This window comes from Pseudalkalibacillus sp. JSM 102089 (assembly GCF_041366475.1).
Classification (GTDB): domain Bacteria; phylum Bacillota; class Bacilli; order Bacillales; family Guptibacillaceae; genus Guptibacillus; species Guptibacillus hwajinpoensis_B.
Map to the genome: position 1 here is coordinate 1 of NZ_JBEWYW010000008.1, position 26,898 is coordinate 26,898.

Below are 26,898 nucleotides of genomic sequence, written 5' to 3' on the forward strand. Positions count from 1 at the left end.
ATACATACGATTTTACAATCACCAAAGATTTCAAAAGAAATTAAACAACCTGAGCCCCTATAAGTATAGAGCTCAGGCTGCTTAAAAATGCTTTTTAATTCCTGTCTACTTGACAGGGGTCACTTCAGGGCGAGATTTCCTTATTTAATCTTCGTTCATTCCTATAAAGATGAACACAAAGCGAAGTAATTCTAATAGAGCAACTACTGCTGCTGCAACATATGTTAAAGCCGCTGCGTTCAATACTTTTTTCGTTTCTCTTTCTTCATCGTTTCGAATAACGCCAGTTGATACAACTTGTTCCATTGCTCGATTGGAAGCATTAAATTCAACTGGAAGTGTTACCAACTGGAATAACACAGCTGCACTCATAAAGACAATCCCAAGTAAAATGAAGTTTTGCGATGCCATCAAAATACCAGCGAGAATGATGAAATAGCTAAAGTTTGAACCAAGATTCGCCACAGGAACAAGCGTATGACGGAAACGAAGCGGTGCATAGTTCTGCTCATCTTGGATCGCGTGTCCTACCTCGTGTGCAGCGATCGCTGCTCCCGCCACTGATTGACCATGAAAATTACCTGATGATAGTCTTACTGTTTTTGAGCGAGGATCATAATGATCCGAAAGGTGCCCGCGCACTTCTTCAACCCCTACAGAATATAACCCATTTTCATCGAGAATTTTTCTTGCCACTTGAGCACCAGTCATCCCAGACGAGTTTGGAACATTTGAGTATTTTTTGTATGCGCTCTTTACTCTACTCTGAGCCCAGAGTGGAATGATTAACAGAAGCGCAAAATAGACTAGAAAACCAGCCATTTCCATTCCTCCATCATATGTGTAATTGCTTTCTAAACTGTTATTAACGTCAATTTTAGTCAAATCCCACTAGAAAGTCAATCACACTGTTTCAGGTTCACAAGATCTTCAAATTTAATCGGCTTGTTTCCTTTTTAAACCTTCTTTTTCGCCTCTATATTTTCGATAGGTCACATAAATCAGTGTAGCGATAATAATACCTCCAATTGAAACAATTAACCATAAAAGGGAAGATTCCTCAGATGAAGAAGGGTGGTAAGCTTGTTTGAAATCATCTTTCATGGTTTGCAATTGACCCGATAATTCTGAATTACGCTCAGACCCATATCGCTCAATAAAAGCAATATGCGAATCAAGTCGTTGCTGAGTTTCTGGCGAGAGATCAATTGCCATTGCTGGGCGTATTACACTATATGTTCCAATAAAACGATCCTTACTCGCATTGTAGACGTCTACGTCTCCGTGTTCAATAGCAGTGGACATTTCGGTAATAAGCGGGAGAATTTGGTCATCCGTCTGTTTCCACATTGGCTGATCTTCAGCTACTAACGCATCAACAGCCAGACGAAATTCCGTTAAGGACTGAATTCTTTGATCAACAGCTTTATCCATAGCTGTTACAGCCTTTAGTGCACGGTCATGTGTATTGAGGATCACTCTTAATTCAATAGTCGAAAGTTCACTAGACTGATCACCTGGAAAAGCATTAGAAAATTCATCAAGCATCGTTTTGGCACGGTCAAACTTCTCTTGTTTGCCAAATTCCAACGCATTTGCTGCTATATCATTCCAGACTTGTTTCGTATCTGTTTCCGAAGCATGTACATTGACGGGAAGCGTCAAAAGCAACACTACAAGGAGCCATCGTCTACCCATTCCCTGTCCCTCCTTCTTCCTACTTCAATGTATGAAGAAATGGACAAGAGTAGACCATCTTAGATGGAAAGCTGATAGTGTCCTTTTCGAACAGATAAGAAATAGACAAGAGCTAGAGAAAAGATCGACAGCCAGAATGTAAAATATCCAATAAGCGGTGTATACTCACTTAATATTGAATAACGTGGCATTTGACCGAAAACATAATCAATCACATCATTATGTAACGTCCATATCGCCACTAGCACGAGATGCCATAACTTGATTCTGTAAAAAGGGGTAAAAAGCAATCCTTCTATTGCCATTCCAAGATGAGATAAGATGAGCATAATTGCGATAGGAGATAGCTGTCCTGTCACAACCATCACTAGAGCATTCATAATGACAGCCCAAATCCCATATTTGAATAAAGTCACGGCAGCTAGACTTTCCATCAGTGGCCAATTTTTACCGAAAAGAAAGGCCAGTAAAACAAAACAGAAAAACAGACTCGCTGTAGGACTATCCGGAACAAATAGTAAAAAGATGGGCTTTGTTTCTGCTAACTGCCATCCATACCAGTAATAGCCGTAAATAGTACCCGGAATGTTAATGATCAACAGAAGTAGAAGAAAAGGTCTTGATTTTAGCAGGTATAAAAATTGAGAAATCATAGGAATCTCCTTTTCAATATCTTTCATCGATTGAAGTGCATAAGCAATTTAAAATGAGAAAAAGCTGACTGCAACAGTCAGCTTTTCATCTTATTTATTTGCTTCTACCGTTTCGACAATAAATTCAGCTAGCTTCTCACGTTCTTCCTCAGAACCTTTAAAAGCATTCGCTGGCATTCCGCCGATCCCGTTCACAGCAATGTCCATAATCGACTCTTTTGTTTGCTGTGTTTCAAGAAGAGATGGACCTGAACCACCTTGAAGGCTGTCCCCATGACAACCAATACATGACTGTCCAGAATAAATGGCGTAACCTTCTGATTCTTTGTCAACCTCAGCTTCAACAATTTCCCCTTGCTTTGCTGCTTTTTCCCAGTCATGAGTTACAACTGATTCCCACGTCAAGTATACCGTTGAAATAAGACCAAGTAACATAAGCGCTGTCGCAACAGGACGCTTAGCCGGTCTTCTTTCTGGACCGCGGTCAAGCCATGGAGCAAGAAGAAGTGCACCAAATGCAAGGCCGGGCATAACAACTGTACCTACAAGCGTATAGTCACCGGCGGCAAATTTGTACTTCAAGAGCTGGTATAAGAAGAGAAAGTACCAGTCAGGAAGCGGCGTATAGGTCGCATCTGTCGGATCCGCTACACGCTCGAGTGGAGATGGATGGGCAATTGTTAGTGCTAGATACCCAACTAGAAATACAGCACCTACCATCCACTCTTTTAATAAGAAGTTCGGCCAAAACGCTTCTGTTTTGCCGGGGTACTCTGAATAATCTTTTGGAATGTTAGGCTTTCTTTGCGCAGGAATACGCGAATCGCCAACAAACTTCATTCCTTTTCCGCGATGCATCTGTCCCCCTCCTTCGTATAAAAAATTGTGTCGAAATGATCATAATAAGTTCTGAGATTACATCTTATAGCGGGCCAGAAATACCCTGTTTACGAATCATGATAAAGTGAGCAGCTAGCAATCCAAGAAGTGCAGCTGGTAAGAAGAATACATGAATCGCAAAGAAACGAGCGAGCGTTTGAGCTCCGATAATTTCTCCACCTGCAAGAAGAGTTTTTGCCCATTCTCCAACCACTGGTATAGTCACTGCAATTTCAAGACCAACCTTTGTTGCGAATAGCGCTTTCATATCCCATGGTAAAAGATATCCTGTAAACCCTAGACCAAGCATAACGAAGAAAATCAATACACCTACAACCCAGTTTAATTCACGAGGTTTTTTGTAAGAGCCGGTAAAGAACACGCGAAGGGTATGTAGAAACATCATAACGATAACGAGACTGGCTCCCCAATGGTGCATTCCTCTTACAATTTGTCCGAATGCTACTTCGTTTTGAAGATAGTAGACAGACTCCCAGGCATTCACAATGTCAGGTACATAATACATCGTAAGGAACATCCCGGATAGAATTTGAATAACGGTAATAAAAAACGTTAAACCGCCGAAACAATAAACAAACGCCGAAAAGTGATGAGCAGGGTTAACGTGCTCTGGCACTTCGTGATCTGCAATATCGCGCCACATTGGCGTAATATCTAAGCGTTCATCTACCCAATCATAGATTTTATTTAACATAGATTACGCCCCCTAACGTGGTTCAGGTTTTCCGAGGTAAAGTTTTCCATCTTCAACTTTCTTGTTGTAAACATCAAGCGGCGCAAGAGGTGGTGTTCCTTTTACATTCACACCATCTTTTGTGTAACGGCCACCGTGGCACGGACAATAAAACTGATCTGGATATGCTGCATTTGAAGCCCAGTCCACCGTACACCCTAAGTGTTTACAAACAGGTGAAAGTGCGACGATTTCGTCTTTTTCATCTTTGTAAACCCATGCGGATTGAGTGACCTCAGATTCATACCAACCGTCTACCTGGTCAATTTTGAATTCTTTACGAACAGGTTTGTTCGTAATCTCACTTGTGTCCATTACAGGAACAAAATCCTGCTTGGCACCTTCTTTTAATAATGGATCAATTGCAAAACGAACCATCGGCATTAGCATTCCTGCTGCCATAAAACCGCCGACACCAGTCAGGCTGTAGTTTAGAAATTGGCGTCTTGTTACTTCCTTCTTCTTCGCCATTGGTTTCCCCCCTATCCTATGAAGTCAGTCCAGCCGGACATAAATAGTACATACATATAACTAGGACATTCCTATGATAGCGTAGTCACTCTTGCTCTGTCAATATTCGGATTGGTCTTTAGCATGCCACAAACTAACTATTTATATTACTTTGCCACGTATTTGTTACAAATTGTAAAACTTGTTTCACTTGCGCTGATACCGTTTCCATTTTATATTGCTCATCCATATGCTCTAGCGGGATCGCTGGCATCCATAGCATAGCACTATCTAACTGATATTCAAATTTCTTCCAATCAACATCGGCTGTTAGAGTAACAATGTGCTTAATTCCACCTTCGAATAACTCTTGTTCTACTTTTTTTAGACGTTCTACTTTTGATAATGATTCCTCAGAAGTCAAATAAGTAAAGGAAGGTAATAATAATAGACGCCCTTTTAACTGTCTTTCAAGCTCACTTGCTATTATGTTTATATATTCTCCCATCGATACAGTTGTTTTTATGCTACTCGTCATCGATATCGGGACGAGCGGAAGCACAGCAGTATCTACATATTCTTTTTCTTTTTCAAATAGAGCAATATCAGCTTCTGTCCATTTCATTTTGATAACTCCTTTTCTGTCCATATAAGTACCAAATGGTTTGGTGAGATTTCATTTCTAGCCACTTCGCTTCTTTCATTGGTAAATCAACCCAAATTGTTCTCGCTTCCTCGCTTGCACAGGTGCTTGCAATTCCCCACATTTCTTTACTATAAAGGACCGCTTCATTTAATACTTTCACATGCAAATAAGAAGCTCCCTTCTCCTCTTTCGTCATAATAAAGCTTCCATATTCATTTACAAAGATCTCAGTGCTATCAATGTAAGAAGACGATAGAGCAGGAACGAACGGAAGTGGATAATAGATTGAATACGGAAAAAAAGTATGACTATTATTTTCCCATTCTTTTTCTATTAGACCTTTCTTTTCTGTTCCGGTCACTTTTTGAAAAGGTAACGTCACGTTGTCACCAGAAACGGAATGAGGACTTATACGGGATGAGACTATAACTGCCTCAAGGTTCATATGTAAGTGAGGTGCTAACCGATTACCTGCTATGTTATACTCTTCAGTCGCATACCCGATCCATTTCACATTTGAATTTTGATGTGCTTCTTTACGTAAGAAGTTCATCAATGCTGAAGCAACACCTTTACCACGATAGTCAATATGAGTTCGCAATCTACCTAGAACGGCAGCTTCATCTTCATAGAGCGTTATCCCCGCTATGCCGATTAGTTTCCCTTCTTCAAAATAGCCGATCATCTTCTCTTCTTTAATCAACCTTTTAATAATCCGGACGACGTAGTCATCTTCAATCCCAGTCGGCATTTCTTCTACAAGAGCGATATCATTCCACTCTAAACTTCGGATCAACACGTTTTCTCCTCTCTGACTGTGAGTCGGTTAACTCAAAACGAATTCGACTAGCGACTTTCATTTCTTTCTTAGTATACCATCTGTAAGATCATCGATGAAGGGGTTTTCTCGAACGCACGTTCCAAATACATGATCATAACGATGGCCACCCAAATAAAAAAACCCTTGAAGAATCAAGGGTTATAAATTACTTAATTGCTTGCTTAAATTTTTGAACGCCATTTTATCATTTCGATCCAACGCTTCATCAATCTGCTTCAGAATCGATTCTTTCTTGAACCGAGTAAACGACTCATCAAGAACCATTTCAGCCATAAATGAATACTTTTTATCCGCTGCCATATTTTCTGGTAAAAATGGATTTTCCTCTAGAACAGCCACATAGTGCGGAGAAACGTTTTTACTCTTGAAATTCAATTGAATGTAGATAGGCTCGTCCTGATTCAGACGAATGTCATGAAATGATTTTTCAGGGTCAGTCGTGATGATGTTGTGCTTATAAAAACGGAATGGAGCATTTTCTACACAATGAGTTGAGATCACAAGCGCCTTTGGACAAAACTCAGCATTCTCAACAAAATGTACGTTACCCATGAGCACTTCATCGCTTATTAAATAATTTAACAGCCAGACACATTCACGTTTCTTCACCTGGTATTTCTTCAAAAACCATTTCAGAAAGTCTTTCTTTTCAACGACAGAAACGGAGCTGCTCATAGCGATTCCTCCCTGAGATTTTCCTAATTTAACAATTCGTCATTGAACATAAATTTCCTTCTTCGCCTTACTCCTCTTTAAATGTTTCTTCTTCAAAGCGCAGCACTTCTTCCTCTAGATGAACGAGCGTTGGGTCCAACTCCAAAGCTAGCTTAAATGCATTAACAGCTTCTTCACGCCGACCCTCTTCAAACAAAAATCCTCCATACTCTTCTAAAAAGATCGGATCGTTTCTGAAATAAGTATATGCGTTTTCATAACGTTTTATGGCATCTTTATACTCTTCTACCTGCGCATAAGCAGTTGCAGCAGACCAATCTAAGTAAGGATCGCTTTGATCTCCTTCTTCAATATTACGTAGTAGATCAAGGATGTCTTCATATCTTTCTTCCGTTCTAAGATACGTTGCAAGCGTCTTGGCTGCTTCAATGTGCGTTGGATTAATAGCTAGTAATTCGCGTAAGTACTGTTCTCCGCTTGCGTTATCATGAGTTTTATAACTTAACCTGCTCGCTTGCAAATAGAGCTCTTCGTTAAATTCATCCACCTTTATTCCGTCTGCTAGTACTTGAATTGCTTCACTAGTAGCTCCCTCTTCTTCATAGGCTTTCGCGAGGTATGGATAAAGCGTGCTATATTGTGGATCAACTTCCTTCAATTCGTTAAATGCATTAATAGCTTTACGGTATTCACTTATTTGTAACGCTGTAAAAGCATATCCAAAGAGCGCATTAATTTCGCGAGCATTCTCCAGGCCTTTCTCATAGTAAGTAAGCGCCTCTTCAAATTGTCCGCTTCCACTTAGGGCTTCAGCTAACCTCAGTTCAATGTTCTCATTCGCAAGCTCTCCCTTAGTTCCGAGTACTGATTCATAGTAAGGTACAGCTTTTAAATGATGCCCTTGAGTGAGATAAAACTCACCTAATCCAAAATCAATGATTGGCTCATCAGGTGAAAGACGCTTTGCTTCCATTAATTTTTGTTCCGCAACCTCTTCTAAGCCTTCTGTTTGATAGAGATCCGCAAGCAAGAGAAGCGCCGGCGGATAAGCAGCATCACTTTCATCTATTTTATTTAATGCGGCTATAGCCTCCTGCTCTTGTTCAAGATCAACATAGCATTCAGCTGCCTGTACAAGTAATTCTCCTTCATTTGGATAGTGTATTAACAGTTCCTCTACTACATCTCTAGAATCTTCAATCAGTCCAAGACTATAGTAAATGTTTGAGAGATCATATAATGTTTCATGATCTGCATCTTTTCGTACTTCTTTCAATTCTGTTAAACCTTTTTCAAAGTTCCCCGACTCAATTAATGAGACAGCCTGCTTAAGACGCTCCACGTTCCAAAACTCCTTCTAACACTACTTTTTTTATTTCGATGACTCGCAGTAAAAAACGATGGTCTGTGAATTTTCAAATGTTGACCATATCCTGGTTTTAGGAAAACATGATGATTCACTTTCAGTAATTCACCACGAAGTCCTGAAATGATTGGGTCTCTTCCATCATAATCAAGAAATAGTTCATCTTCAACTTGATTGCCTGAATTCGTTCGATAGAGATTAAAATCAAAATCCGTTCCTGTAAGAATTCCACCTTTTTGAGGATAAAACCCAATTCGCATTAATATTGGTTTAGGAAGCTCTCTCCTTATCAATAATTCAGGATAGTGAAATGCGTCTAGCCCTTTGAGTACCGCTTCATTAAGCAATTGTGTAAGCTTTAGTTCTATAGCATCAGAATCCCACGTTTCGATAAATGAAAAGAAAGGCACAAGCATGGCATGGTAAGGAAAATTCGCTTGAATGATCCATTCAGATACGAATTTTTTCCATTCTTCCTCACGTTTAAAATCCATTACAATGAACGGAACTTGGTAACGTGCACACTTCCTAATAACATCTGGAGTCACTTTTGTGCTGTCCATTCGTAAACCAAGAGCATAGTCGATAGGAGAATTCACTAGGTATGATAACGAACGACTGATTTCTTCTTCAAATGTACAAGCATGTTTTATTTCGGTTAACGCTAGAATCGAAGTGACGCCCTGTAACATGTATTCTCTCATTAATTCGATAAATTCACTCTCTGGTTCTCTATTGTTTATTTCCGAAAGATAAACTTTCCCAGCCCTCATTGAAAAACCATTCAAGTTGCAACGGACTCCTTTATTAAGCTTTCCAACCTTCGTCTTATAAGATAACAATTCATCCGCAACCAGCTTATAATCAGTGCCATCTATAGATGCATTTTCATAAAGACGTTTCAAACAAGCGCCTCCCTGCCATTTTGTTTATGACAGGCTATGTTTTAGAGTACTTATTTATGTTATAAAAGCACCAATGAAAAAAATTCCCTGTGCTAAAAGCCTTTGTTAGCGCTTTCAAAACACAGGGACAAAATAAATATGGATAGGAGTGGAGAGAAACCATTACTATTCTTAGTATAACAGGGTATTCCAGAAAATCAACAGATTCTTTAGAAAATTTCGGTTTTTTTATCCGAAAAGCGTAAGCGCCCATTTAGAGCCGACTAGCGCTAGAGACTTTCAATTTGAACACCCATTATGGTCAGAGTGAGAGACGAAAAGACTTTGAGCGCCAAATGATGGGATGTGTTGTCATATAAAAAAGCAGGTTCCTAGGAACCTGCTCTTAGTTGTTTCAAATGTTCAAAGAAATCAGGATATGAAACTTTGATTGCTTCAGGTAATTCAAGCTGAACAGACCCCTCTGTAATGCAACCTGCGACTGCAAGCATCATTCCAATACGGTGATCACCTAAACTTGAAACCTGTCCACCATGGAGGCGTGTAGGACCTTCTATAACCATTCCATCTGGTGTTCCTGTTACAGATGCGCCTAACGTTTGTAATGCTTCAACGACTGCATCGATACGGTTTGTTTCTTTTACTTTTAATTCTTCCGCATTTCGAATAACCGTTTTTCCATTAGCCTGCGTAGCAAGTAAAGCAATAACTGGAAGCTCATCAATCAATCTAGGGATCATCTCCCCTTCGATCGTTGTTCCCGAAAGATCGCTAGTACTAATTGTTAAATCAGCCACTTCTTCCTGATTCACAACCCGCTTGTTTTTAATGGACAAAGAAGCTCCCATCTGTTCAAGAACATCTAATATACCTGATCTTGTCTCGTTAATCCCTACGTTTAATAGGGTTAAGGTGCTATTAGGAACGATTGCTCCTGCTACTAGGAAAAATGCAGCTGAGGAGATATCACCAGGTACTTCTACATTTGTAGCGGTTAGATGCTGTCCCCCTTCAACGCTGACAGATAAACCGTCTCTCTTCACTTTGACACCAAAACTTTCTAACATATTTTCAGTGTGGTTTCGTGAACGATGAGTTTCTGTAACCGTTGTAACGCCATCAGCTTGAAGACCCGCAAGAAGAATACCTGATTTCACTTGGGCACTCGCTACAGGTGAATCATATGTAATACCACTAAGATTACCGCCTCTAATCGCTATCGGAGCAAACGTGCCATTCTCTCTCCCATCAATTGCTGCACCCATTTGACTTAATGGAACTGTTACGCGATTCATTGGTCGCTTTGCAATTGACTCATCTCCGGCTAATACAGAATGAAATGGTCTTCCAGCGAGTAAGCCCATCATTAAACGAAAGGTCGTTCCAGAATTCCCTACGTCGAGAAGCTCTGATGGCTCACGAAGACCATCGATACCTTTGCCTTCTACCACTACTGAAGCTCCGTCTTGTTCAATTTGAACACCCATTTGTTTAAAGCAAGAAATCGTACTTAAACAATCTGCCCCAGGAAGAAAATTTGTAATTCGAGTTGTACCTTTTGCAATAGAACCAAACATAATGGCACGATGAGAAATTGATTTATCTCCAGGAATTGTAACTGTTCCTTTAAGACTTTGTGCTTGCACAATCGTTTCCATAGTCACTTACTCCTTATTTATCATCTACATACGTATCGAAGTCATGATCAAGGACCACTTTTGCATTGTCACGGTCTTTTTCTGAGCGAAAACTCACTCTAAGAACACCCATAATATCTTCTCGTGTCTCGATGATTCGAATATTTGTTATTGAAATTTCTTCACTTGCAAGTTTTTGTGTAACGCTAGCGATGACACCAGGCTGGTCTTGAACGTCGAGAAACAAATCATAAAAAGCAGGGATAGCTCCTCTAGATCGAACAGGTAACCCATCTCGAAAGTCCTTAGCGTCTGAGAAGTAATCGTAAATACGATCTCCGTCTTCTTTTTTAATATAACCTTGAATTCGATCTAACTCGAGCTTCAAGTCTTCAGTCATCTGCAGTAAGACAGATTTGTTTCTTAGAAGAATATCACGCCACATCACAGGACTAGCTGATGCTATACGGGTAATATCCCGAAACCCTCCTGCCGCAAACCTCGCTACATTATAGCTCTGATTATTATTTCGATCACTAACAAAGTTAACCAGACTTGCTGCTAATATGTGAGGGAAATGACTAATTAATCCTACTAAATAATCGTGCTCTTCAGCGTCTAATTCAACAAATGTAGCATTAGTTGAACTTAGTAATGCTATTAGAGCATCTAATTTTGATTTGTTGACCGATTCATCAGGTGTCAAAATATAAAAAGCATTCTCAAACAAATGTGATTTTGCTGCTGTTACGCCGGTTTTGTGAGAACCAGCCATTGGGTGACCACCGATAAAGGTAACGGAAGGACTTAAGATTTTTTTAGCATGACTTACAATCGAATGCTTCGTGCTACCCACGTCAGAAATAATCACATTGCTTTTCAAATTGATTTTGGCTAATTGTTCTAAAATTTGTTCTGTTTGAACAACCGGAGCAGCAATCATAATAAAATCAGCGGTTTGAACGGCTTCTTCAAGCGAAGAAGCCGTTTGATCTACAACCCGAAGTGCCATAGCTAAATCCAACTGATTCTGGTTTACATCATACCCCGTAATGTCAGCATCGTGATGCCCTGCTTTTATAGCTAGAGCAATTGACCCTCCTATTAATCCAAGGCCAATAATCGCAACATGTTTGCTCATGACTGTTCCTTTCTCTTTTCATCAAGAAATTGAGAAAGACAGCTAATGATTTCTTTGTTTTGCTCCTCTGATCCAACTGTTATTCTAGCTGAAGTTGGAAAACCAAGCGCAGAACCTGAACGGACAATGTATCCTTGTTTCATCAAGTATTCAAACACTTCGTCTGCAGGTATACCAAAGTCAATTAATACAAAGTTCCCTTGAGAAGGATAAATGGATAAATCGTATTGTTCACAAAAATCATAATAAAGCTCTCTGCCCTTTTCATTTTCTATTCGACACATATCAATAAACTGTTGATCCTTGAGAGCAGCAATTGCCGCAGCTTGCGCCACACGTGAAGTGTTAAACGGCTCTCGTGAAGGTTCAATTGAGGCGATTACTTCCGGGTTAGCTACTCCATAACCAACGCGAAGAGCAGCAATCCCATATGCTTTAGAAAACGTTCGTAAAACTACAAGGTTTTTATACTCTGAAAGCGCTGATAGCGTATCAGGAAAATTCTTCGCAGTAACATATTCTTTGTAAGCCTCATCCATGACAACTAGAACATGATCAGGAACCTTTTTCAAAAATGAAAATAGTTCTTCTTCTGGAATATACTCTCCTGTAGGGTTATTAGGTGAACACACCCAAATGATGCGCGTATTCTCATCAATGGCTTTTAGCATCTCTTCTAGTTGATGCTTTCCTTCAGTCAGTGGAACTTCACGAATTTCTGCATCTTCAATAACTGCGTTATGACGATATTGCGGAAAAGTTGGTGTAGCCATCACTGTATTAGTTCCTTTTTCAAGATAAGTTCTGCAAAGGATTTGTACAACTTCGTCTGATCCATTACCGAAAACTAGCTGATCTTCATTTACATTAAGATGCTTTGCTACCTCAGTCCGAAGAGAAGCTGCATAGCCATCTGGATAAATGTGTAATTGCGACAGTTCCTTTTCAATGGCCTCTTTCACTGTCTGAGAGGAACCATATGGATTCTCGTTTGAAGCGAGTTTAATTACTTGTTTGAGACCAAGCTCTTTTTTCACTTCCTCAATTGGCTTACCTGGCTTGTAAGGGGTTAACCCTTTCATTTGTCTTTTTGGAATCATGCCTGCACCTCACGAATGGATTTTCACTTTCCCGTATGGAGAAATCAAATTTCGTACATATGCCCGAATTTGATCTATACCTTCTTTCTGGGATGCTTCTTTCTTCAACACTTCCACTTGTTCTTCAACTTGACGAATAATCGCACTACCAACAATAACGCCATCACAGTGCTCTTTTAGCTCTTCAACTTGTTCAGGAGCCGAGACTCCAAAGCCAACCGCAACCGGAATCATACTATGTTTCTTCACTCGATCGAGAAATGTAAAGACTGAGGAATGAAAGTCAGTCCTCGTTCCCGTAACACCGAGTGACGAGACGCAATAAAGAAATCCCGTAGCTTCTTTCGAAATAGCCTGCAGTCTTTTATCTGAAGTTGTTGGTGCAACAAGAGAAATCAGCGCAGTCTCATTAGCATTGCAACTTTCTCTCCACTCTTCACTTTCTTCAAAAGGAAGATCTGGAACTAATAGTCCGTCAATATCATTTTCTCGCACTAAAGCGAAGAAGCGTTCTTCTCCTAATTGTAACAAAAGATTGTAATAAGTAAATATCACAACTGGAATTTCAAGTCCTTTTTCTCGCATTTGTTTCACGAGACCCATCGCTTTCTCAAGGCTCATTCCATGTTCTAATGCACGTAGTGACGCACGCTGAATCACTGGACCATCTGCTAGAGGATCAGAATATGGAATACCGAGTTCAATTGCATTAGCTCCTTCTTCTTGAAGCATCAATGCTAAATTAATAGTCGTTTCTTCTGTTGGATCACCAGCTACAACAAAAGGTATGAATAGATCGTTTCGTCCATCTACATGTTTCTCAAATCGTTTATTCATTAACGTCACCTCCAAGATGTTCCATTATCGTGTGTACATCCTTATCCCCTCTTCCTGAGAGGCACACAAGAATAACTTCATTTTTGTTCATGTCTGGCGCTTGCTTAATTGCTTCAGAAAGCGCATGAGCACTTTCAATCGCCGGAATGATACCTTCCTCTTCAGATAGAACTTTTAATGCATCAAGTGCTTCATTATCAGTAATTTCTGTATAAGTCACGCGACCCGTTTCATTTAAATAGGCATGCTCAGGTCCTATTCCAGGATAATCGAGTCCGGCAGAAATGGAATGTGGCTCTTGAATTTGTCCCGTTTCGTTTTGCAATAAGTAAGTAATTGAGCCATGAATAACACCGAGACGACCTTCAGAGAGCGTAGCGGCATGTTCTCCAGTATGAATTCCCTTACCGGCAGCTTCTACGCCAATCAAGCGAACATCATCTTTAAGAAATGGATAGAACATGCCCATTGCATTACTTCCACCTCCAACACAAGCGATTACCTTATCGGGTAATGCTTCCATTTGTTCGCGTGATTCATCACCGATCACGCGCTGGAAATCCCTTACCATTTTCGGGTAAGGATGCGGACCAACTACAGAACCAATTAAATAGAACGTATCTTCCACATTTGCTACCCAGTACCGAATCGCTTCATTCGTCGCATCTTTTAACGTTTTGCTACCAGAAGAGACTGGGACAACTTCAGCACCGAGAAGCTTCATTCTGAACACATTCAATTCCTGACGTCTAATATCCTCTTCTCCCATAAACACTTTACATTCTAATCCAAATCGAGCGGCTACAGTTGCAGCTGCAACACCATGCTGGCCAGCACCTGTTTCAGCAACAATTTTTTCTTTCCCCATACGAACGGCAAGAAGAGCCTGTCCAATTGCATTATTTAATTTATGTGCCCCTGTATGGTTAAGATCTTCACGCTTCAAATAAATTTGCGCCCCGCCAAGTCTTTTTGATAAGTTTTCTGCATGTGTAATCGGCGTTGGTCGACCTGAATATTTTTTCAGTTCCTCATGATAATTCGTCATAAATTGTTCGTCTGCCATTGCTTCGTTTAGCGATTGTTCTAATTCTTCTAACGCAAACATCGCTGTTTCCGGAACATATTTACCGCCGTATCTTCCATATCTACCGCGTTGATCAGGTACTGTTGTTGACATTGTTATCCCAGCCTTTCGATTATGGTGTTCATTTTCGTTTTATCTTTCCTATCATTGGTTTCGATTCCACTTGATACATCTATTCCATCTGGATGGTAGCTTATCAATTCTTGAACATTATCTGGCTTTACTCCACCTGCCACAAATAAAGGCACCCTTTGCTCAGCCGCTTCAGCCTGATATGACGGGATAGAATCCCAATCAAATCGTTTTCCGGTTCCTCCCCATTGTCCAGGTAGTTTGGTGTCAACGATATATCCATCAGCTATACCTTCGTACCGTTTCATTTCATCTAGAGATCTTTTGCCATGATGAATCACTTTCCAAACCGTTTTCCCTGTCATTTGTTTAATCTTGGCCGCGAAAGCTGGTGTTTCATTACCATGGAGTTGGAGAATATCAAGCGGTACTTCACTTACCGTTTGCGCTAACTCTTCTAATTCCGGGTTCACAAACACCCCTACAATTTTCGTATCATTCAGCGGTGGATAATCGCTTAACCAACCTTTAACTTGTTCATCCGTAACGCGCCGTACGCTATTTGCAAAAATAAATCCTGCATATGGGACACCGCTCACTCTTACGCTCTCCCAATCCTCTAACGAGCGATTACCGCACAGCTTAAGTTCAGGCTTTCTCATGAACTGTTTCACCAAACAAATGCTTAATTCCCTTTTCATAAGTACCATCTCTCATAAGGGCCTCACCTACTAGTACGGCTTTCGCTCCCGCAATTTTCACGTCTTTAATATCCTCGTAAGTTGATATGCCGCTTTCGCTAATCATCAATGTTGACTGAGGAATATACTGGCTGAGTGAGTGTGTTTGTTTAGTAGACGTTTCAAATGTTGCGAGATTCCGATTGTTAATTCCTATGATTTCTGGAGTAAAGTGATCAGTAAGCGCTTCAAGCTCTTCTTTGGAATGTACTTCAACAAGGCATTCTAATCCTAAATTTGAAGCATAATCATAAAATTCCTTGGTCTTTGTTGCGCCAAGCGCTCGCACAATTAATAGAATAGCATCTGCACCAATACGTTTACTTTCTTCAATTTGTCTTTTATCAATAATAAAGTCTTTCCGTAATACCGGTAAAGACACGTGCTTTTTAACTTCTGTTAGGAAGGAATTTGCTCCCATAAAGAATGACTCATCCGTTAAAACAGAAATGGCATCCGCTCCTGCTTTTTCATAAGCTTTAGCTACTTCTACAGGATCAAAGTTGGCGTTGATAATACCTTTTGAAGGAGAGGCTTTTTTCACTTCTGCAATCAATCCTAATTCATGCGTTGGCTTACGTAAACTTCCTACAAATGAAACATTTGTCACTTTTTCATCATCAGGCATAATAAATCGTTCCATCTCTTCGTGCTTCACTTTAATAATTTGATCAAGCATGAACATTCAACTCCTTGTTTGCGCTTAATGCATTTAGTTGCTTTCGACCAGTACCATTCCTAATGGCATCTTTAGCCATCTGCACACCTTCTTTAATAGTTGCACACGCTCCTGCAAGGTAGAGAGCCGCTCCAGCATTATAGAGAACAATTCCAGTGCTAGCTTCATTTCCTTCATCGTTAAAAATTCGTTCAATTAAATTCGCACTTTCTTTTGAAGTGTTGACCACTAAATCCTGAGCGTTACCTGTTGATAGACCAACTTCTTCTGGTGTGCGGCGATAGGTCATGATCTCACCATTTCTTAATTCTACAAAATCAGTGTAAGTTGAAATAGAACACTCATCGATTCCTTCCCCACCAGTCACTAGTAAAGCGCGTTGTGTTCCTAGACGCTTTAATGCTTTCGCCATTTTCAATGCTTTGTCATGACTATAAACACCAATTAGCTGCGACTGACTACCGGCTGGATTTGCTAGCGGCCCAAGGCTATTAAAAACCGTTCTAAAACCAATCGCTTTTCGGGCACTTACAGCATGCTTCATAGCTACATGGTAATTCGGAGCAAATAGGAAACACATGTTTCTTTCCTTCAGAGTTGCAACAGCTTCGCTACGACTTGATTGTGTAGGGATACCGAGTTCATCAAGAACATCTGCGCTACCACTCTTAGAGGAAACAGCTTTATTACCATGTTTCGCAACTTTGACACCTAGACTAGAAACGAGTATGGCTGAAGCAGTTGAAATATTGAAGGTAGAGTGGCCGTCCCCTCCTGTACCACAAGTATCGATTAGCGGCAGTCCGCCATGATCAAGCTGAACAACATGGTTTCGAAGGGAGCGAACAAACCCAGTCAATTCATCAACCGTTTCTCCCCTCATTTGGAGAATGGTTAAGAAGCTAGCAATTTGTGCATCATTCGCTCTTCCTTCCATAATAACGTCCATGACCTGTTCTGCTATGGATTCAGCCAGCGTGTGCCCCTCCATCATTCTGCTTAATTGTTCTTTAAACATTTAGCTGCTCCTCCTTTTTGTCGAAAATAGCTTCCGCTACCTGTATCGCTTTAATAAGAGCACTCGCCTTATTTCGAGTCTCTTCCCATTCGCTCTCAGGTACGGAATCAGCTACGATCCCTGCTCCTGCTTGCACGTATGCTGTACCGTCTTTGATCACCATTGTTCGAATGGCGATACACGAATCAACATTGCCATCAAAACCTATATAACCAATCGCTCCTGAATAAATGGATCGCGAAGTTGGTTCAAGCTCGTTCAATATTTGCATCGCCCTTACTTTTGGCGCACCAGAAACTGTACCTGCAGGAAAGGAGGCTACTACCGCATCTAAACTAGTAAATCGAGGTGCCAAAACACCTGTTACTTTAGAAATAATGTGCATCACATGAGAGAAGCGTCCAATGTCCATTAACTGTGGTACTGAAACACTTCCGTATTCCGCTACTCTCCCAACGTCATTTCTTGCAAGATCGACGAGCATATAGTGCTCCGCTCGTTCCTTCTCATCTTCCAGCAACTCTTTAGCGAGCTCATTATCTTCTTGAGCTGTTTTTCCACGTTTTCTCGTCCCTGCAATTGGATCGATCTCAATTTTCCCATCTTGTACCTGAACTAATTTCTCAGGTGAACTACCGATGATTTCTACATCGTTCATTTTTAAATAAAACATATATGGTGATGGGTTAATGACCCGGAGAACTCGATAAAGATCTAATCCTCCAATGGTGACATCTTTTTCAAACCTTTGAGATAATACCGCCTGGAAGACATCCCCTTCTTCAATATAAGATTTTATTTTATTCACATCATTTAAGAATTGCTGCTTTTCATAGTTCGATTTAATTTCAGAGAAATCCACCTCATGTGAAGCATCTTCAGGAAGAAGCATCACTTCACCTTGATTAGGCTTTGATGCAAGAGAAACAAGTTCTTCCATAATCGAAAAAGCATCAGTATAAACTCGTTCAACATCTAAAGCCTCTTTTACCCTGGCGTGATGACAAACTGTCAATCGCTTTAAATGATGATCATAGATTAATAAATTCTCACAAACCATAAAATGAACTAACGGCATATCTTCGTCCCGGTCAGGATGAACTGGAATTTTGTCAAATTGACTAACGGCATCATAGCCAATATAGCCAACAGCTCCACCATAAAAAGGGAAGTCGTGATCTGGTAGCTTAGGATTTAAATATTCAAATAGCGCTTTTACTCCTGACTGGAAATCATTTCGTTGAAGGATTCTATTCCCATCCACATCATTAACAGAGAAAATACCTTTTTGTTCAACTAGGGAATAGACTGGATCTACTCCTATAAATGAATAGCGTGACCAGCTTGACTCTTGATCACTACTCTCTAATAGAAAGCTTGCTCGTTTACCTATATTTTGAAAAATTTGAATGGGTGTTGTCGTATCAAGGAAATACGATTTCATTAATGGGATCATCCCGTAAGTTTCGGAATCCCTTTGAAAAGAAGAATAATTTGAAGTCAACTTTCTCACCTCTCCATTGTTAGTCATGGAGAATGGAAAAGCTGAGTAATCCGAGGATAAAAATGTGGTATAACAAAGAACAGACTATAATTGTCTGAATGTTACCAATATCGAAAAAGGGTATATTAAAACCCCCTAATAACCTCAGGGGGTGTATAAACGTATCCCTCTAAGCTCTCCTCAACTCAACTATCCTATTCTCTGCTCTCTCAACTCGTAATACCTCATCGTGCCTCTGCTCTAAAACTTATTTCTATCCTAGTATGAGGAATCTGTTTTGTCAACTCGCAAGATCTGGACGAAGTGACACAGCTTTCTCTAAATAAATGTGATTAATTTCATCTTGGTCAATTGTTGTATTCACCGTCATTAACAGTCGAATACACAGCGGTAACGCTCCTTGAACAGGGATTTCTGATGAGCAAAGCAACGGAACGTTAGACCAGCCTTTAAATGCTCGAACTGCTTCTGCAGGGAATACAGCATCTAAATCCCCAGTCATCGTAAACTGAATGGACGCCACCATAGCCGGATCGATTCTATTATGCTCGATTAGTTGTTCTAGTAATGTCGTCGTTGCATGAATAATTTCATCTTTTTCATTAAGGTTAACTGTCGTTGCTCCTCTAATCCCTCGAATCAATGTGCTCCACTCCCTTTCATACTAGATCGAAGCAGCTCAAGGGCAGATTCATCGTCTATCATCACCTTAACAGGCTGACCGATCTTCTTTAATAATACAAATTGTAATGTTTTGTTTTCCGCTTTTTTGTCTTTCTTCATCCGGCCAACTAATTGGTGAATACTAAGCTCATTCGGAACTGCAGTAGGAAGACCGATATCTTGAAACCATTTCGTTATTTCATCCATACGAAGCGTTGTTTGAAAATATTCCTCACTTAGTTTGAGGGCATAGATCATACCAATAGCAACCGCTTCTCCGTGTGTCATTTTTCCATATCCAAGCTCTGATTCAATCGCGTGACCTAGCGTATGGCCAAAATTCAAGTAAGCTCTGATTCCTTGTTCGCGCTCATCTTCCTTCACAATTGCGCCTTTGACACCAATACCCTTCTTGATAATGAATTGAAGTTCTTCATCTGTGTAGTCCTGAACTTTTTTTCCTCTATCCATTAGCCATTGTAAAAACGATTCATCGTGTATGAGCGCATGCTTGATCACTTCACTAAATCCAGAACGCCATTCGCGATCTGGAAGGGTTCTCAGACACTCCGTATCATAAATAACGGCTGATGGTTGATGAAAGGCACCAATTAAATTCTTACCGACTTCATGGTTAATCCCTGTTTTCCCACCAACGCTTGAGTCATGAGCTAGTAACGTAGTTGGAATTTGAATAAATTCAATTCCTCTCATGTATGTTGCGGCAGCAAAGCCGGCTAGATCACCTACTACCCCACCACCAAGAGCGATGATGCAGGCTTTTCGATCCAACTCAGCTTTAAGTAATGCCGTCATTACCTCATGGTACATAGCGAAAGATTTCGATTCTTCTCCAGAAGGAACAACGAAAGTCCGGATATTCTCATGTCCTTGAATTGATGATAAATATCTTGCTTCAACTGCTTCATCTGTAATTATGAAAAAACTTGAGTAAGAAGCGTAATCAATCAGATCTCTCCATTTGTTTCGAATACCAGTTCCAATATGAACAGAATAACATCCCCCATTTGTATCAATCGTTAAACTGTCCATCCTTAAAACTCCCGGCTATATGTCCTGAAGCGTTCAAGCGCATCTGCAATTTCTTCAATACGATCATGACCAAACTTATCAAGAATTGAGCACGCTACTTCCCATGCGACAACATTCTCAGCAACAACGCTTGCGGCTGGAACCGCACAGCTATCAGATCGTTCTATACTCGCTTGAAATGGCTCTTTTGAATCGATATCTACACTTTGTAGTGGTTTGTATAATGTTGGAATAGGTTTCATAACCCCTTTTACAACGATAGGCATACCGGTTGTCATACCACCTTCAAAACCACCAAGACGATTTGTTTTACGTGTGTATCCCTCTTCCTCAGACCATTGAATTTCATCATGGACTTCACTTCCAGGAATTTTTGCTGCATCAAAACCTATTCCAAATTCAACACCTTTGAATGCATTAATACTCATAACAGCTCCAGCAATTTTCGAATCAAGCTTTCGGTCATAGTGAACATGACTTCCAAGACCTACAGGCAATCCTTCGACAATCACTTCGACGATTCCACCAATTGAGTCACCATTTTTCTTTGCATCATCAATTGCTTCCATCATTTTCTGACCAGCTACTTCATCAAGGCTTCGAACAGGCGATTCTTCTGAAACACGCTGAATTTCTTCAAGAGACATACCACCATCGTATTGACTCTCAATTCCTCCAATCATGCGCACGTGCCCAGCCACCTTAATACCAAGTGTCTTAAGTAGTTTTTTAGCTACAGCTCCAGCAGCAACTCTTACTGTTGTTTCTCTAGCAGATGATCGTTCTAACACGTTTCTCATATCTCGATGATTGTATTTAATAGCGCCGTTTAAATCTGCATGACCAGGTCGCGGACGTGAGATTTGACGCTTCATGTTTTCTTCTTGTTCTTTTGTTAATGGTTCAGCACCCATGTAATTTTTCCAATGTGTCCAGTCTTTATTTTCTACGACAAGTGCAACTGGTGCACCAGTTGATTTGGCGTGACGAACACCACTTAGAATTTGAACCTGATCCTTCTCAATTTGCATACGGCGACCTCTCCCGTATCCAAGTTGGCGCCTCGCAAGTTCTGTATTAATATCTTCTGCTACTAGCTCAAGACCAGAAGGAAGTCCTTCAAGTATTGTCGTTAGCTGTGGTCCGTGTGATTCTCCTGCTGTTAAGTATCTCATCTCTATCTCCTCCATTTTGCTTTGGCGCTTTTACGTACTACTATATCATACCATCTAAAATTCGTGTAATTATTTTTAACTTTTTCAATAATGGTTGGGCATATCCTAACATAATTTAACTAAAAAAACACAATTTTTTTATTCTTCCTCTTTGTTAAGATCCCCTCCTTGCTACTACTGTTAACCACGTTATGTTTATAGTTAAAAGCGATACTTGATTGCCTCATAAGCCATATTTCGTTAAAGTTGACGGTATAGTTTAACTTAAGGAAGTGTGCAGATGAAAATTACAAACCTAACCGCTCAATCCATGGCCAAAAAAATAATGACAAAAGAACTTTCACCTGTTGAAGTTGTGCAAAGTCATCTTGAACGAATAAAACAATTGAATCCTAAATTCAACTTATTTATCACTATTTTCGAAGAAGAAGCTTTAAAAGAAGCAAAAGGAGCTGAGGAAGAGCTGATGAAAAGTGGAGTACGTGGTCCTTTACACGGAATCCCAATCGCTCTTAAAGACCTCACCCCCGTGATGGGTCGCCTTACTACCTTTGGCTCCCCAATTTTTAAAGATCACATCGCCCAATCAGAACCAACGATAGTTAAAAGGATTCGTGATGCTGGTGCAATTATCATTGGAAAAACGAATACTCCCGAATTTGGACATAAAGGTACCACAGATAACCTTTTAGCTGGGCCAGCAAAAAATCCGTGGGATTCATCTAGAACTGCCGGTGGCTCTAGTGGTGGATCTGCTGCTGCAGTAGCAAGCAAATGCGTTCCGTTGGCAGAGGGAAGTGACGGTGGCGGATCGATTCGAATTCCTTCGAGTCTTAATGGCATTATCGGCCTCAAACCAACATTTGGCCGCGTTCCATTCGATAGTTCACCGATCAATCGCTTCGGAACTACACAGCCTTTTGTACATTATGGTCCAATGGCGAGATCAACCGAAGACGCGGCATTACTTCTATCGGTTATGGAAGGTTACGAACCAAATGACCCTTACTCGGTTCCACTACCAGAAAGTAACCTACAAAAAGAAATGCAGTTGGGAGTGAAAGGAAAGAAGTTTGCCTATACAGAGGATTTCGGGTTATACCCATATGACCCAATGATTCTAGGCCCAATTGAAGAAGCTATTTCCATATTACGTGATCAAGGGGCTATAGTAGAAAAAATCCCCTTCCAGTTTGAGATGAAATTAGAAGAATTAATTTCTTTCTTTAATAAAATGTGGTTTGCGGGGTTAGCGTCTGCTTACGGATCCCTTTACGACCGTTTCCCATCTCAATTTAGCTCATCTGTCTCTAACATGATTGCAGCAGGCAGAAAGCTCAGTGCAGTAGAACTGAGAGAAACTGAAATGAAGAGAACACAAGTGTGGAATTTCATCCAAAAAGAACTTAATCGTTTTGATGCCATTCTCTCTCCTGTAGTTGGGGTAACCGCTTTTTCACACCAGATCGAAGGACCGGATCGGATTAACGGAAAAGCATCCGCCCCTATCTCTGACTGGATGATGACACAGCTTTATAATTGTACCGGGCACCCGGCTATATCAATACCCGTTGGTTTAGCACAATCAGGCTTACCAGTAGGTCTTCAAGCGGCATCTAAGAAATTTAACGATAGTTTATTGCTTCAAATTGCCCATACTATTGAAATCGAAAAAGGTTTCCAATTTCCAAACTTATAACTTAAGACTTCATGTAATAAAAGAATCCGGACTAGTTGTCCGGATTCTTTTATATAAGCGCTTTCATTTTGTTGTAAAAATCAAACCCACTTTGAAATCGTTTTCGCATACTCATTTAATTCATTTTCATTAAAAAATAAAGCGATTTCTCTTTCAGCACTTTCTGGAGAATCTGAACCGTGAATGACATTCATACTTACTTGCACTCCATGGTCACCACGTATCGTTCCTGGACTTGCATCTTTCGGATTTGTTGCCCCCATCATTGTACGCGCTGTTGAGATGACGTTCTCACCTTCCCAAACCATCGCAAAGACAGGACCAGATGTAATGAAATCTACTAGTTCGCCGAAGAATGGACGCTCTTTATGTTCGCCATAGTGAGTTTCTGCAAGGTCTTTTGAAACCGTCATCAATTTTGCTCCTACTAAGTTAAAGCCTTTATTCTCGAAGCGTGATACAATGCCACCAATTAAATTACGTTGAACCCCGTCAGGTTTTACCATTAGAAATGTTTTCTCCACAAAAATCTCCTCACTTTCAACACTTTATATGTATAGGGCAGAAAGCATTTTTCTGCCCTTCAAAATTCTATCAAATATTCGCAAAAATAACAACATTTCCTTTTAATGTTTTCGTTTGCCTATATATTCTGCGATTTGTCTAAGTGAGGTTCTAGCAGAATGCGAAGGTAATTGATCCAATTCTTGAAACGCCTTTTGAAGATAGCGATCACTAATGTCCCGCGCGTGCTCAATACCTCCAGAAGACTTTACAATGCTTATGACTTGATTTACTTGCTCCTGAGAAGCATAGAGTTCTTCTGAGAACACATTCATGATTTCTTCCTTGTTACCTTGATTCATGGCATAAAGCACCGGTAACGTAATATTCCCCTGTAATAAATCGCCACCAGCGGGCTTTCCAAGCTGCTTAACCGTTCCCGTGTAGTCCAAAATATCATCCGTAATTTGATAGGACATTCCTACGTAATAACCGAACTTTTTAAGATGAAGCTGTTCTGCTTTCGAAGCACCTGCTGCTACCGCACCAAGTTCACAAGAGGTAGCAATAAGTAGAGCGGTTTTCCGCTTGATTCTCCGAAAATAATCTCGTACATTTTGATTCCAGTTAAATTGATCACGAATTTGTTCAATTTCACCGATGCTCATCTCAAGAATCGCAGTAGATAAAATGGTGTTAGCAGCTGGTTCTTTCAATTCTGTAACGAGCTCAATCGCTCGTGCAAAAATATAGTCCCCAGTATACATCGCCACACGATTATCCCATTTGGCTTTAATCGTTTTGGCTCCTCTTCTCATTTCTGCATCATCGATCACATCGTCATGTACGAGAGAAGCCATATGAATAAGTTCAAGAGCCACTGCCACATTCTTCATAAGGGGCAAATTATAATCCCCGAATTTACCTGAGAGCAAAACGAAAACAGGACGGATTCGTTTCCCTCCAGCTTTTAATAGGTGGTTAGAAGCATCCCGGAGAACAGGATGGTGAGCATCTACCGTTTGCTCCAGTTCGGATTCAATAAAAGATAAATCTTTTTTTAAAGAAGCGTATATCGTTTTTAATTTCATGAGATCCACCTTACTGATTTTCACAAAATATCTGTTCTCTTTTATGGTTTGGTTGGCTTAAATCCTCTATGCATCGCTGCAACGCCACCTGAGTATGGCTTTATGTCTACACGGCTAAATCCATTTTGAAAGAAAAGTTGCTTTAATTCATCGCGTCCAGGAAATGTGCTTGCTGATTCCTGTAACCATGAATACTCTTCGTAGCTCTTCGCAAAAACTTTACCAAGCACCGGCATTACGTGTTTAAAGTAACCATAGTAAACCTGCCTGAATACTGGAATCGTAGGTTGACTTGTCTCTAGACAAACCACCTGACCACCCGGTTTTACTACCCGAAACATTTCTTTAATAACTTGATTGTAATCCGGTACATTACGAAGTCCAAAGCCAATTGTCACATAGTCAAAGGAATTATCTTCAAAAGGGAGATTCATCGCATTTCCATGAAGAAGTGTAACATTATCTTTTTTCTTTTCCTTGACTTTCACTTGACCTACTTCAAGCATATTTTCGCTAAAATCAAGTCCAATTGCCGTTCCACTTTTACCGACGGCATCTGCCATAGCCAGTGTCCAGTCTGCAGTACCACAGCAAACGTCTAAAGCTGTTGTTCCCTTCTGAACGTCCATCAGTCGCATTGTATCTTTACGCCATGCTTTATGACGTTGAAAACTAATCACAGAATTCATGACATCATATCGTTTTGATATGGTTTGAAATACGTCGTGAACTCGTTCTTCTTTAGATGAAGCCATTCTTTATCCCTCTTCCGCCATTTTCTTTTCCTGTATGCCCAGTAAACCCCAATTATATTCAAATCGCTTCTGAAACAGATGATGAAGCTCTGAATGGTTATGAAGTAGCTGATCCATCTCTTTCTTCGCATGTGAAATATAAGAGTCCAGTACAATTCTTACTTTAGAAACTTGATTGGTTGTTAGCTTCGCATCTTTAACCGATAATAGCGTAGCAGCAATCTTATAAAGGACATCGGACCCAGATTGAATGAGTCCCTTCTTACGTTCAACAAGAAGACGGTTCATATAAAAATAGTGAGTTCCAAAATTGCTCCAGTTATTTAAACCATAATGTTCAGCAACTTTCCGAACTAATATAGACTCAATCGTCTTTATGTTATCAAAGACAGATTCAATTGATGTATAGTCCGTTTGATAAAAAGCCATCTTTGCCTCATTTATTTCCTGAATGGCCTCTGAAAGAGTACGAATCAGACCATTATCTCCCCACTTAGAAAGAATATGATAATACATGCTACTAAAATAGTCACCAGCAAGCACCGTTAGCTGACGATTTTTTCGTTCACTTTCGTTCTCAATATTATCGAGTGAGATTAATTCATGCGTATCAAGTGCAATCTGCACAAGCATGATGGACAGGAGCGTATCCTGCTTTCTTTTATGTTCGAGCTTCGCTTGTTCTAATATGCCATAGAACACATATAGCTTCTCTTCATCAATAACTGGAAAATCAATAAATCGAAGCAAATATGAATGGGATAGGCGAGACTGAAGCATGTCTCGAACTCCTGCTATTTTTTTATGTGTACTTTCTTTCGGATTTGTCATATCCCATACCCCTTACATGTCTTCCAATTAGAAAAGTGAGCCAGCCGCGTCTTTTTGCGAAAGCTTACGTTTTCCATATACTTTATTTTGTCGTTTTTTTCATTGTTAAAGTATAAATTATGTATTCATTCCTAGTATAGCACAATAACCCTCTAGCTAAAACGAACGGCTAAGGTTTTGAAATGAAAGAAAAGCAGGTTATAATGTCCTGCTTTACTCTTCCGTACTTATTTCACCATGCTCTGTTTGAATGACAGCTTTTCCTCTCACCTTAACCGCAGATGTATGCTCCGTGAATTGGGCAATCATAACTTCGCCTTTATCTAGTTTCTCTGAATGATGAAATCTTGTATCAGATCCACGCGTCAACCCAATAACGTTCACACCATTTTCAAGTGCTTTAATTACAAAAAAATCGTTGCTATCACTCTTCATATCGATCACT

30 protein-coding genes are annotated in these 26,898 nt (G+C 40.2%); 2 read left to right on the top strand and 28 right to left on the bottom strand.

Annotated features, from left to right (window positions below):
• Positions 1–4: 4 nt before the first annotated feature.
• Positions 5–85, top strand: a complete 81-nt coding sequence (locus ABVF21_RS16015; RefSeq protein WP_371018277.1) for an IS3 family transposase — start codon at positions 5–7, stop codon at positions 83–85.
• A 59-nt stretch (positions 86–144) separates the two neighbouring features.
• On the opposite strand, the gene ABVF21_RS16020 is transcribed toward ABVF21_RS16015, so the two are convergent.
• From ABVF21_RS16020 to aroC, 23 genes are all read right to left on the bottom strand, one after another.
• Positions 145–822, bottom strand: coding sequence for a zinc metallopeptidase (locus tag ABVF21_RS16020; RefSeq protein WP_371018581.1), 678 nt, complete (start codon positions 820–822; stop codon positions 145–147).
• Positions 823–936: 114 nt separating this feature from the next.
• Positions 937–1,698, bottom strand: a complete 762-nt coding sequence (locus ABVF21_RS16025) for a sporulation protein YpjB (protein WP_303531002.1) — start codon at positions 1,696–1,698, stop codon at positions 937–939.
• A 59-nt stretch (positions 1,699–1,757) separates the two neighbouring features.
• Positions 1,758–2,351, bottom strand: coding sequence for a DUF1405 domain-containing protein (locus tag ABVF21_RS16030; protein ID WP_226613734.1), 594 nt, complete (start codon positions 2,349–2,351; stop codon positions 1,758–1,760).
• Between the two features lie 90 nt (positions 2,352–2,441).
• Positions 2,442–3,209 carry a menaquinol-cytochrome c reductase cytochrome b/c subunit gene (locus ABVF21_RS16035; RefSeq protein WP_371018582.1) on the bottom strand — a complete coding sequence of 256 codons (768 nt, stop codon included), beginning with the start codon at positions 3,207–3,209 and terminating at the stop codon, positions 2,442–2,444.
• A 64-nt stretch (positions 3,210–3,273) separates the two neighbouring features.
• Entirely contained in the window at positions 3,274–3,945 is a 672-nt protein-coding gene (qcrB, locus tag ABVF21_RS16040; protein ID WP_098443956.1) for a menaquinol-cytochrome c reductase cytochrome b subunit, read from the bottom strand.
• A 12-nt stretch (positions 3,946–3,957) separates the two neighbouring features.
• On the bottom strand, positions 3,958–4,455 hold the full coding sequence (locus tag ABVF21_RS16045) for a ubiquinol-cytochrome c reductase iron-sulfur subunit (RefSeq protein ID WP_194221910.1): 498 nt from the start codon (positions 4,453–4,455) through the stop codon (positions 3,958–3,960).
• Positions 4,456–4,588: 133 nt separating this feature from the next.
• A complete protein-coding gene (locus ABVF21_RS16050) occupies positions 4,589–5,059 on the bottom strand; it encodes a YpiF family protein (protein WP_371018583.1) in 471 nt (156 codons plus the stop codon).
• On the bottom strand, positions 5,040–5,876 hold the full coding sequence (locus ABVF21_RS16055) for a GNAT family N-acetyltransferase (protein ID WP_371018584.1): 837 nt from the start codon (positions 5,874–5,876) through the stop codon (positions 5,040–5,042). Before ABVF21_RS16055 ends, ABVF21_RS16050 begins: the two co-directional genes overlap by 20 nt.
• Positions 5,877–6,059: 183 nt before the next feature.
• A complete protein-coding gene (locus ABVF21_RS16060; protein WP_371018585.1) occupies positions 6,060–6,596 on the bottom strand; it encodes a ReoY family proteolytic degradation factor in 537 nt (178 codons plus the stop codon).
• A 67-nt stretch (positions 6,597–6,663) separates the two neighbouring features.
• Positions 6,664–7,938, bottom strand: a complete 1,275-nt coding sequence (locus tag ABVF21_RS16065) for a tetratricopeptide repeat protein (protein WP_303530994.1) — start codon at positions 7,936–7,938, stop codon at positions 6,664–6,666.
• Positions 7,908–8,867, bottom strand: coding sequence for a hypothetical protein (locus tag ABVF21_RS16070; protein ID WP_371018586.1), 960 nt, complete (start codon positions 8,865–8,867; stop codon positions 7,908–7,910). The genes ABVF21_RS16065 and ABVF21_RS16070 overlap by 31 nt, the downstream gene beginning before the upstream one ends.
• 371 nt (positions 8,868–9,238) lie before the next feature.
• Positions 9,239–10,525, bottom strand: coding sequence for a 3-phosphoshikimate 1-carboxyvinyltransferase (gene aroA, locus ABVF21_RS16075; RefSeq protein ID WP_371018587.1), 1,287 nt, complete (start codon positions 10,523–10,525; stop codon positions 9,239–9,241).
• Positions 10,526–10,538: 13 nt separating this feature from the next.
• Positions 10,539–11,645, bottom strand: a complete 1,107-nt coding sequence (locus tag ABVF21_RS16080) for a prephenate dehydrogenase (protein WP_371018588.1) — start codon at positions 11,643–11,645, stop codon at positions 10,539–10,541.
• A complete protein-coding gene (gene hisC, locus ABVF21_RS16085; protein WP_303530988.1) occupies positions 11,642–12,745 on the bottom strand; it encodes a histidinol-phosphate transaminase in 1,104 nt (367 codons plus the stop codon). The genes ABVF21_RS16080 and hisC overlap by 4 nt, the downstream gene beginning before the upstream one ends.
• Positions 12,746–12,754: 9 nt before the next feature.
• Positions 12,755–13,582 carry a tryptophan synthase subunit alpha gene (gene trpA, locus ABVF21_RS16090; protein ID WP_303530987.1) on the bottom strand — a complete coding sequence of 276 codons (828 nt, stop codon included), beginning with the start codon at positions 13,580–13,582 and terminating at the stop codon, positions 12,755–12,757.
• A complete protein-coding gene (gene trpB, locus ABVF21_RS16095) occupies positions 13,575–14,762 on the bottom strand; it encodes a tryptophan synthase subunit beta (RefSeq protein ID WP_371018589.1) in 1,188 nt (395 codons plus the stop codon). The genes trpA and trpB overlap by 8 nt, the downstream gene beginning before the upstream one ends.
• A gap of 2 nt (positions 14,763–14,764) precedes the next feature.
• Entirely contained in the window at positions 14,765–15,403 is a 639-nt protein-coding gene (locus ABVF21_RS16100; protein ID WP_371018590.1) for a phosphoribosylanthranilate isomerase, read from the bottom strand.
• Positions 15,390–16,160 (bottom strand): indole-3-glycerol phosphate synthase TrpC, encoded by a 771-nt coding sequence (gene trpC, locus ABVF21_RS16105; RefSeq protein ID WP_303530983.1) that lies wholly within the window; start codon positions 16,158–16,160, stop codon positions 15,390–15,392. Before trpC ends, ABVF21_RS16100 begins: the two co-directional genes overlap by 14 nt.
• Positions 16,153–17,178, bottom strand: coding sequence for an anthranilate phosphoribosyltransferase (gene trpD, locus ABVF21_RS16110; RefSeq protein ID WP_371018591.1), 1,026 nt, complete (start codon positions 17,176–17,178; stop codon positions 16,153–16,155). The genes trpC and trpD overlap by 8 nt, the downstream gene beginning before the upstream one ends.
• On the bottom strand, positions 17,171–18,622 hold the full coding sequence (trpE, locus tag ABVF21_RS16115; RefSeq protein WP_371018592.1) for an anthranilate synthase component I: 1,452 nt from the start codon (positions 18,620–18,622) through the stop codon (positions 17,171–17,173). Before trpE ends, trpD begins: the two co-directional genes overlap by 8 nt.
• Positions 18,623–18,962: 340 nt before the next feature.
• Positions 18,963–19,325, bottom strand: coding sequence for a chorismate mutase (gene aroH, locus ABVF21_RS16120; protein ID WP_303530980.1), 363 nt, complete (start codon positions 19,323–19,325; stop codon positions 18,963–18,965).
• Positions 19,322–20,398: a 3-dehydroquinate synthase gene (gene aroB, locus ABVF21_RS16125; protein ID WP_371018593.1), complete on the bottom strand. Its 1,077-nt coding sequence runs from the start codon at positions 20,396–20,398 to the stop codon at positions 19,322–19,324. The genes aroH and aroB overlap by 4 nt, the downstream gene beginning before the upstream one ends.
• 2 nt (positions 20,399–20,400) lie before the next feature.
• On the bottom strand, positions 20,401–21,573 hold the full coding sequence (aroC, locus tag ABVF21_RS16130; RefSeq protein WP_194221926.1) for a chorismate synthase: 1,173 nt from the start codon (positions 21,571–21,573) through the stop codon (positions 20,401–20,403).
• 280 nt (positions 21,574–21,853) lie between these two features.
• Between aroC and ABVF21_RS16135 the strand changes: the two genes are divergently transcribed.
• Entirely contained in the window at positions 21,854–23,272 is a 1,419-nt protein-coding gene (locus ABVF21_RS16135) for an amidase (RefSeq protein WP_371018594.1), read from the top strand.
• Between the two features lie 80 nt (positions 23,273–23,352).
• Here ABVF21_RS16135 and ndk read toward each other — a convergent pair whose 3' ends face one another.
• From ndk to mtrB, 5 genes are all read right to left on the bottom strand, one after another.
• Positions 23,353–23,796 carry a nucleoside-diphosphate kinase gene (gene ndk, locus ABVF21_RS16140; RefSeq protein ID WP_194221928.1) on the bottom strand — a complete coding sequence of 148 codons (444 nt, stop codon included), beginning with the start codon at positions 23,794–23,796 and terminating at the stop codon, positions 23,353–23,355.
• A gap of 102 nt (positions 23,797–23,898) precedes the next feature.
• Positions 23,899–24,867, bottom strand: a complete 969-nt coding sequence (gene hepT, locus ABVF21_RS16145) for a heptaprenyl diphosphate synthase component II (RefSeq protein WP_371018595.1) — start codon at positions 24,865–24,867, stop codon at positions 23,899–23,901.
• Positions 24,868–24,908: 41 nt separating this feature from the next.
• On the bottom strand, positions 24,909–25,622 hold the full coding sequence (locus ABVF21_RS16150) for a demethylmenaquinone methyltransferase (RefSeq protein WP_303530971.1): 714 nt from the start codon (positions 25,620–25,622) through the stop codon (positions 24,909–24,911).
• 3 nt (positions 25,623–25,625) lie between these two features.
• Positions 25,626–26,453: a heptaprenyl diphosphate synthase component 1 gene (locus ABVF21_RS16155; RefSeq protein ID WP_194221931.1), complete on the bottom strand. Its 828-nt coding sequence runs from the start codon at positions 26,451–26,453 to the stop codon at positions 25,626–25,628.
• Between the two features lie 213 nt (positions 26,454–26,666).
• The gene (gene mtrB, locus ABVF21_RS16160) at positions 26,667–26,888 is read right to left on the bottom strand and encodes a trp RNA-binding attenuation protein MtrB (RefSeq protein WP_098443979.1); all 222 of its coding nucleotides are present in this window, start codon (positions 26,886–26,888) and stop codon (positions 26,667–26,669) included.
• Positions 26,889–26,898 lie beyond the last annotated feature (10 nt).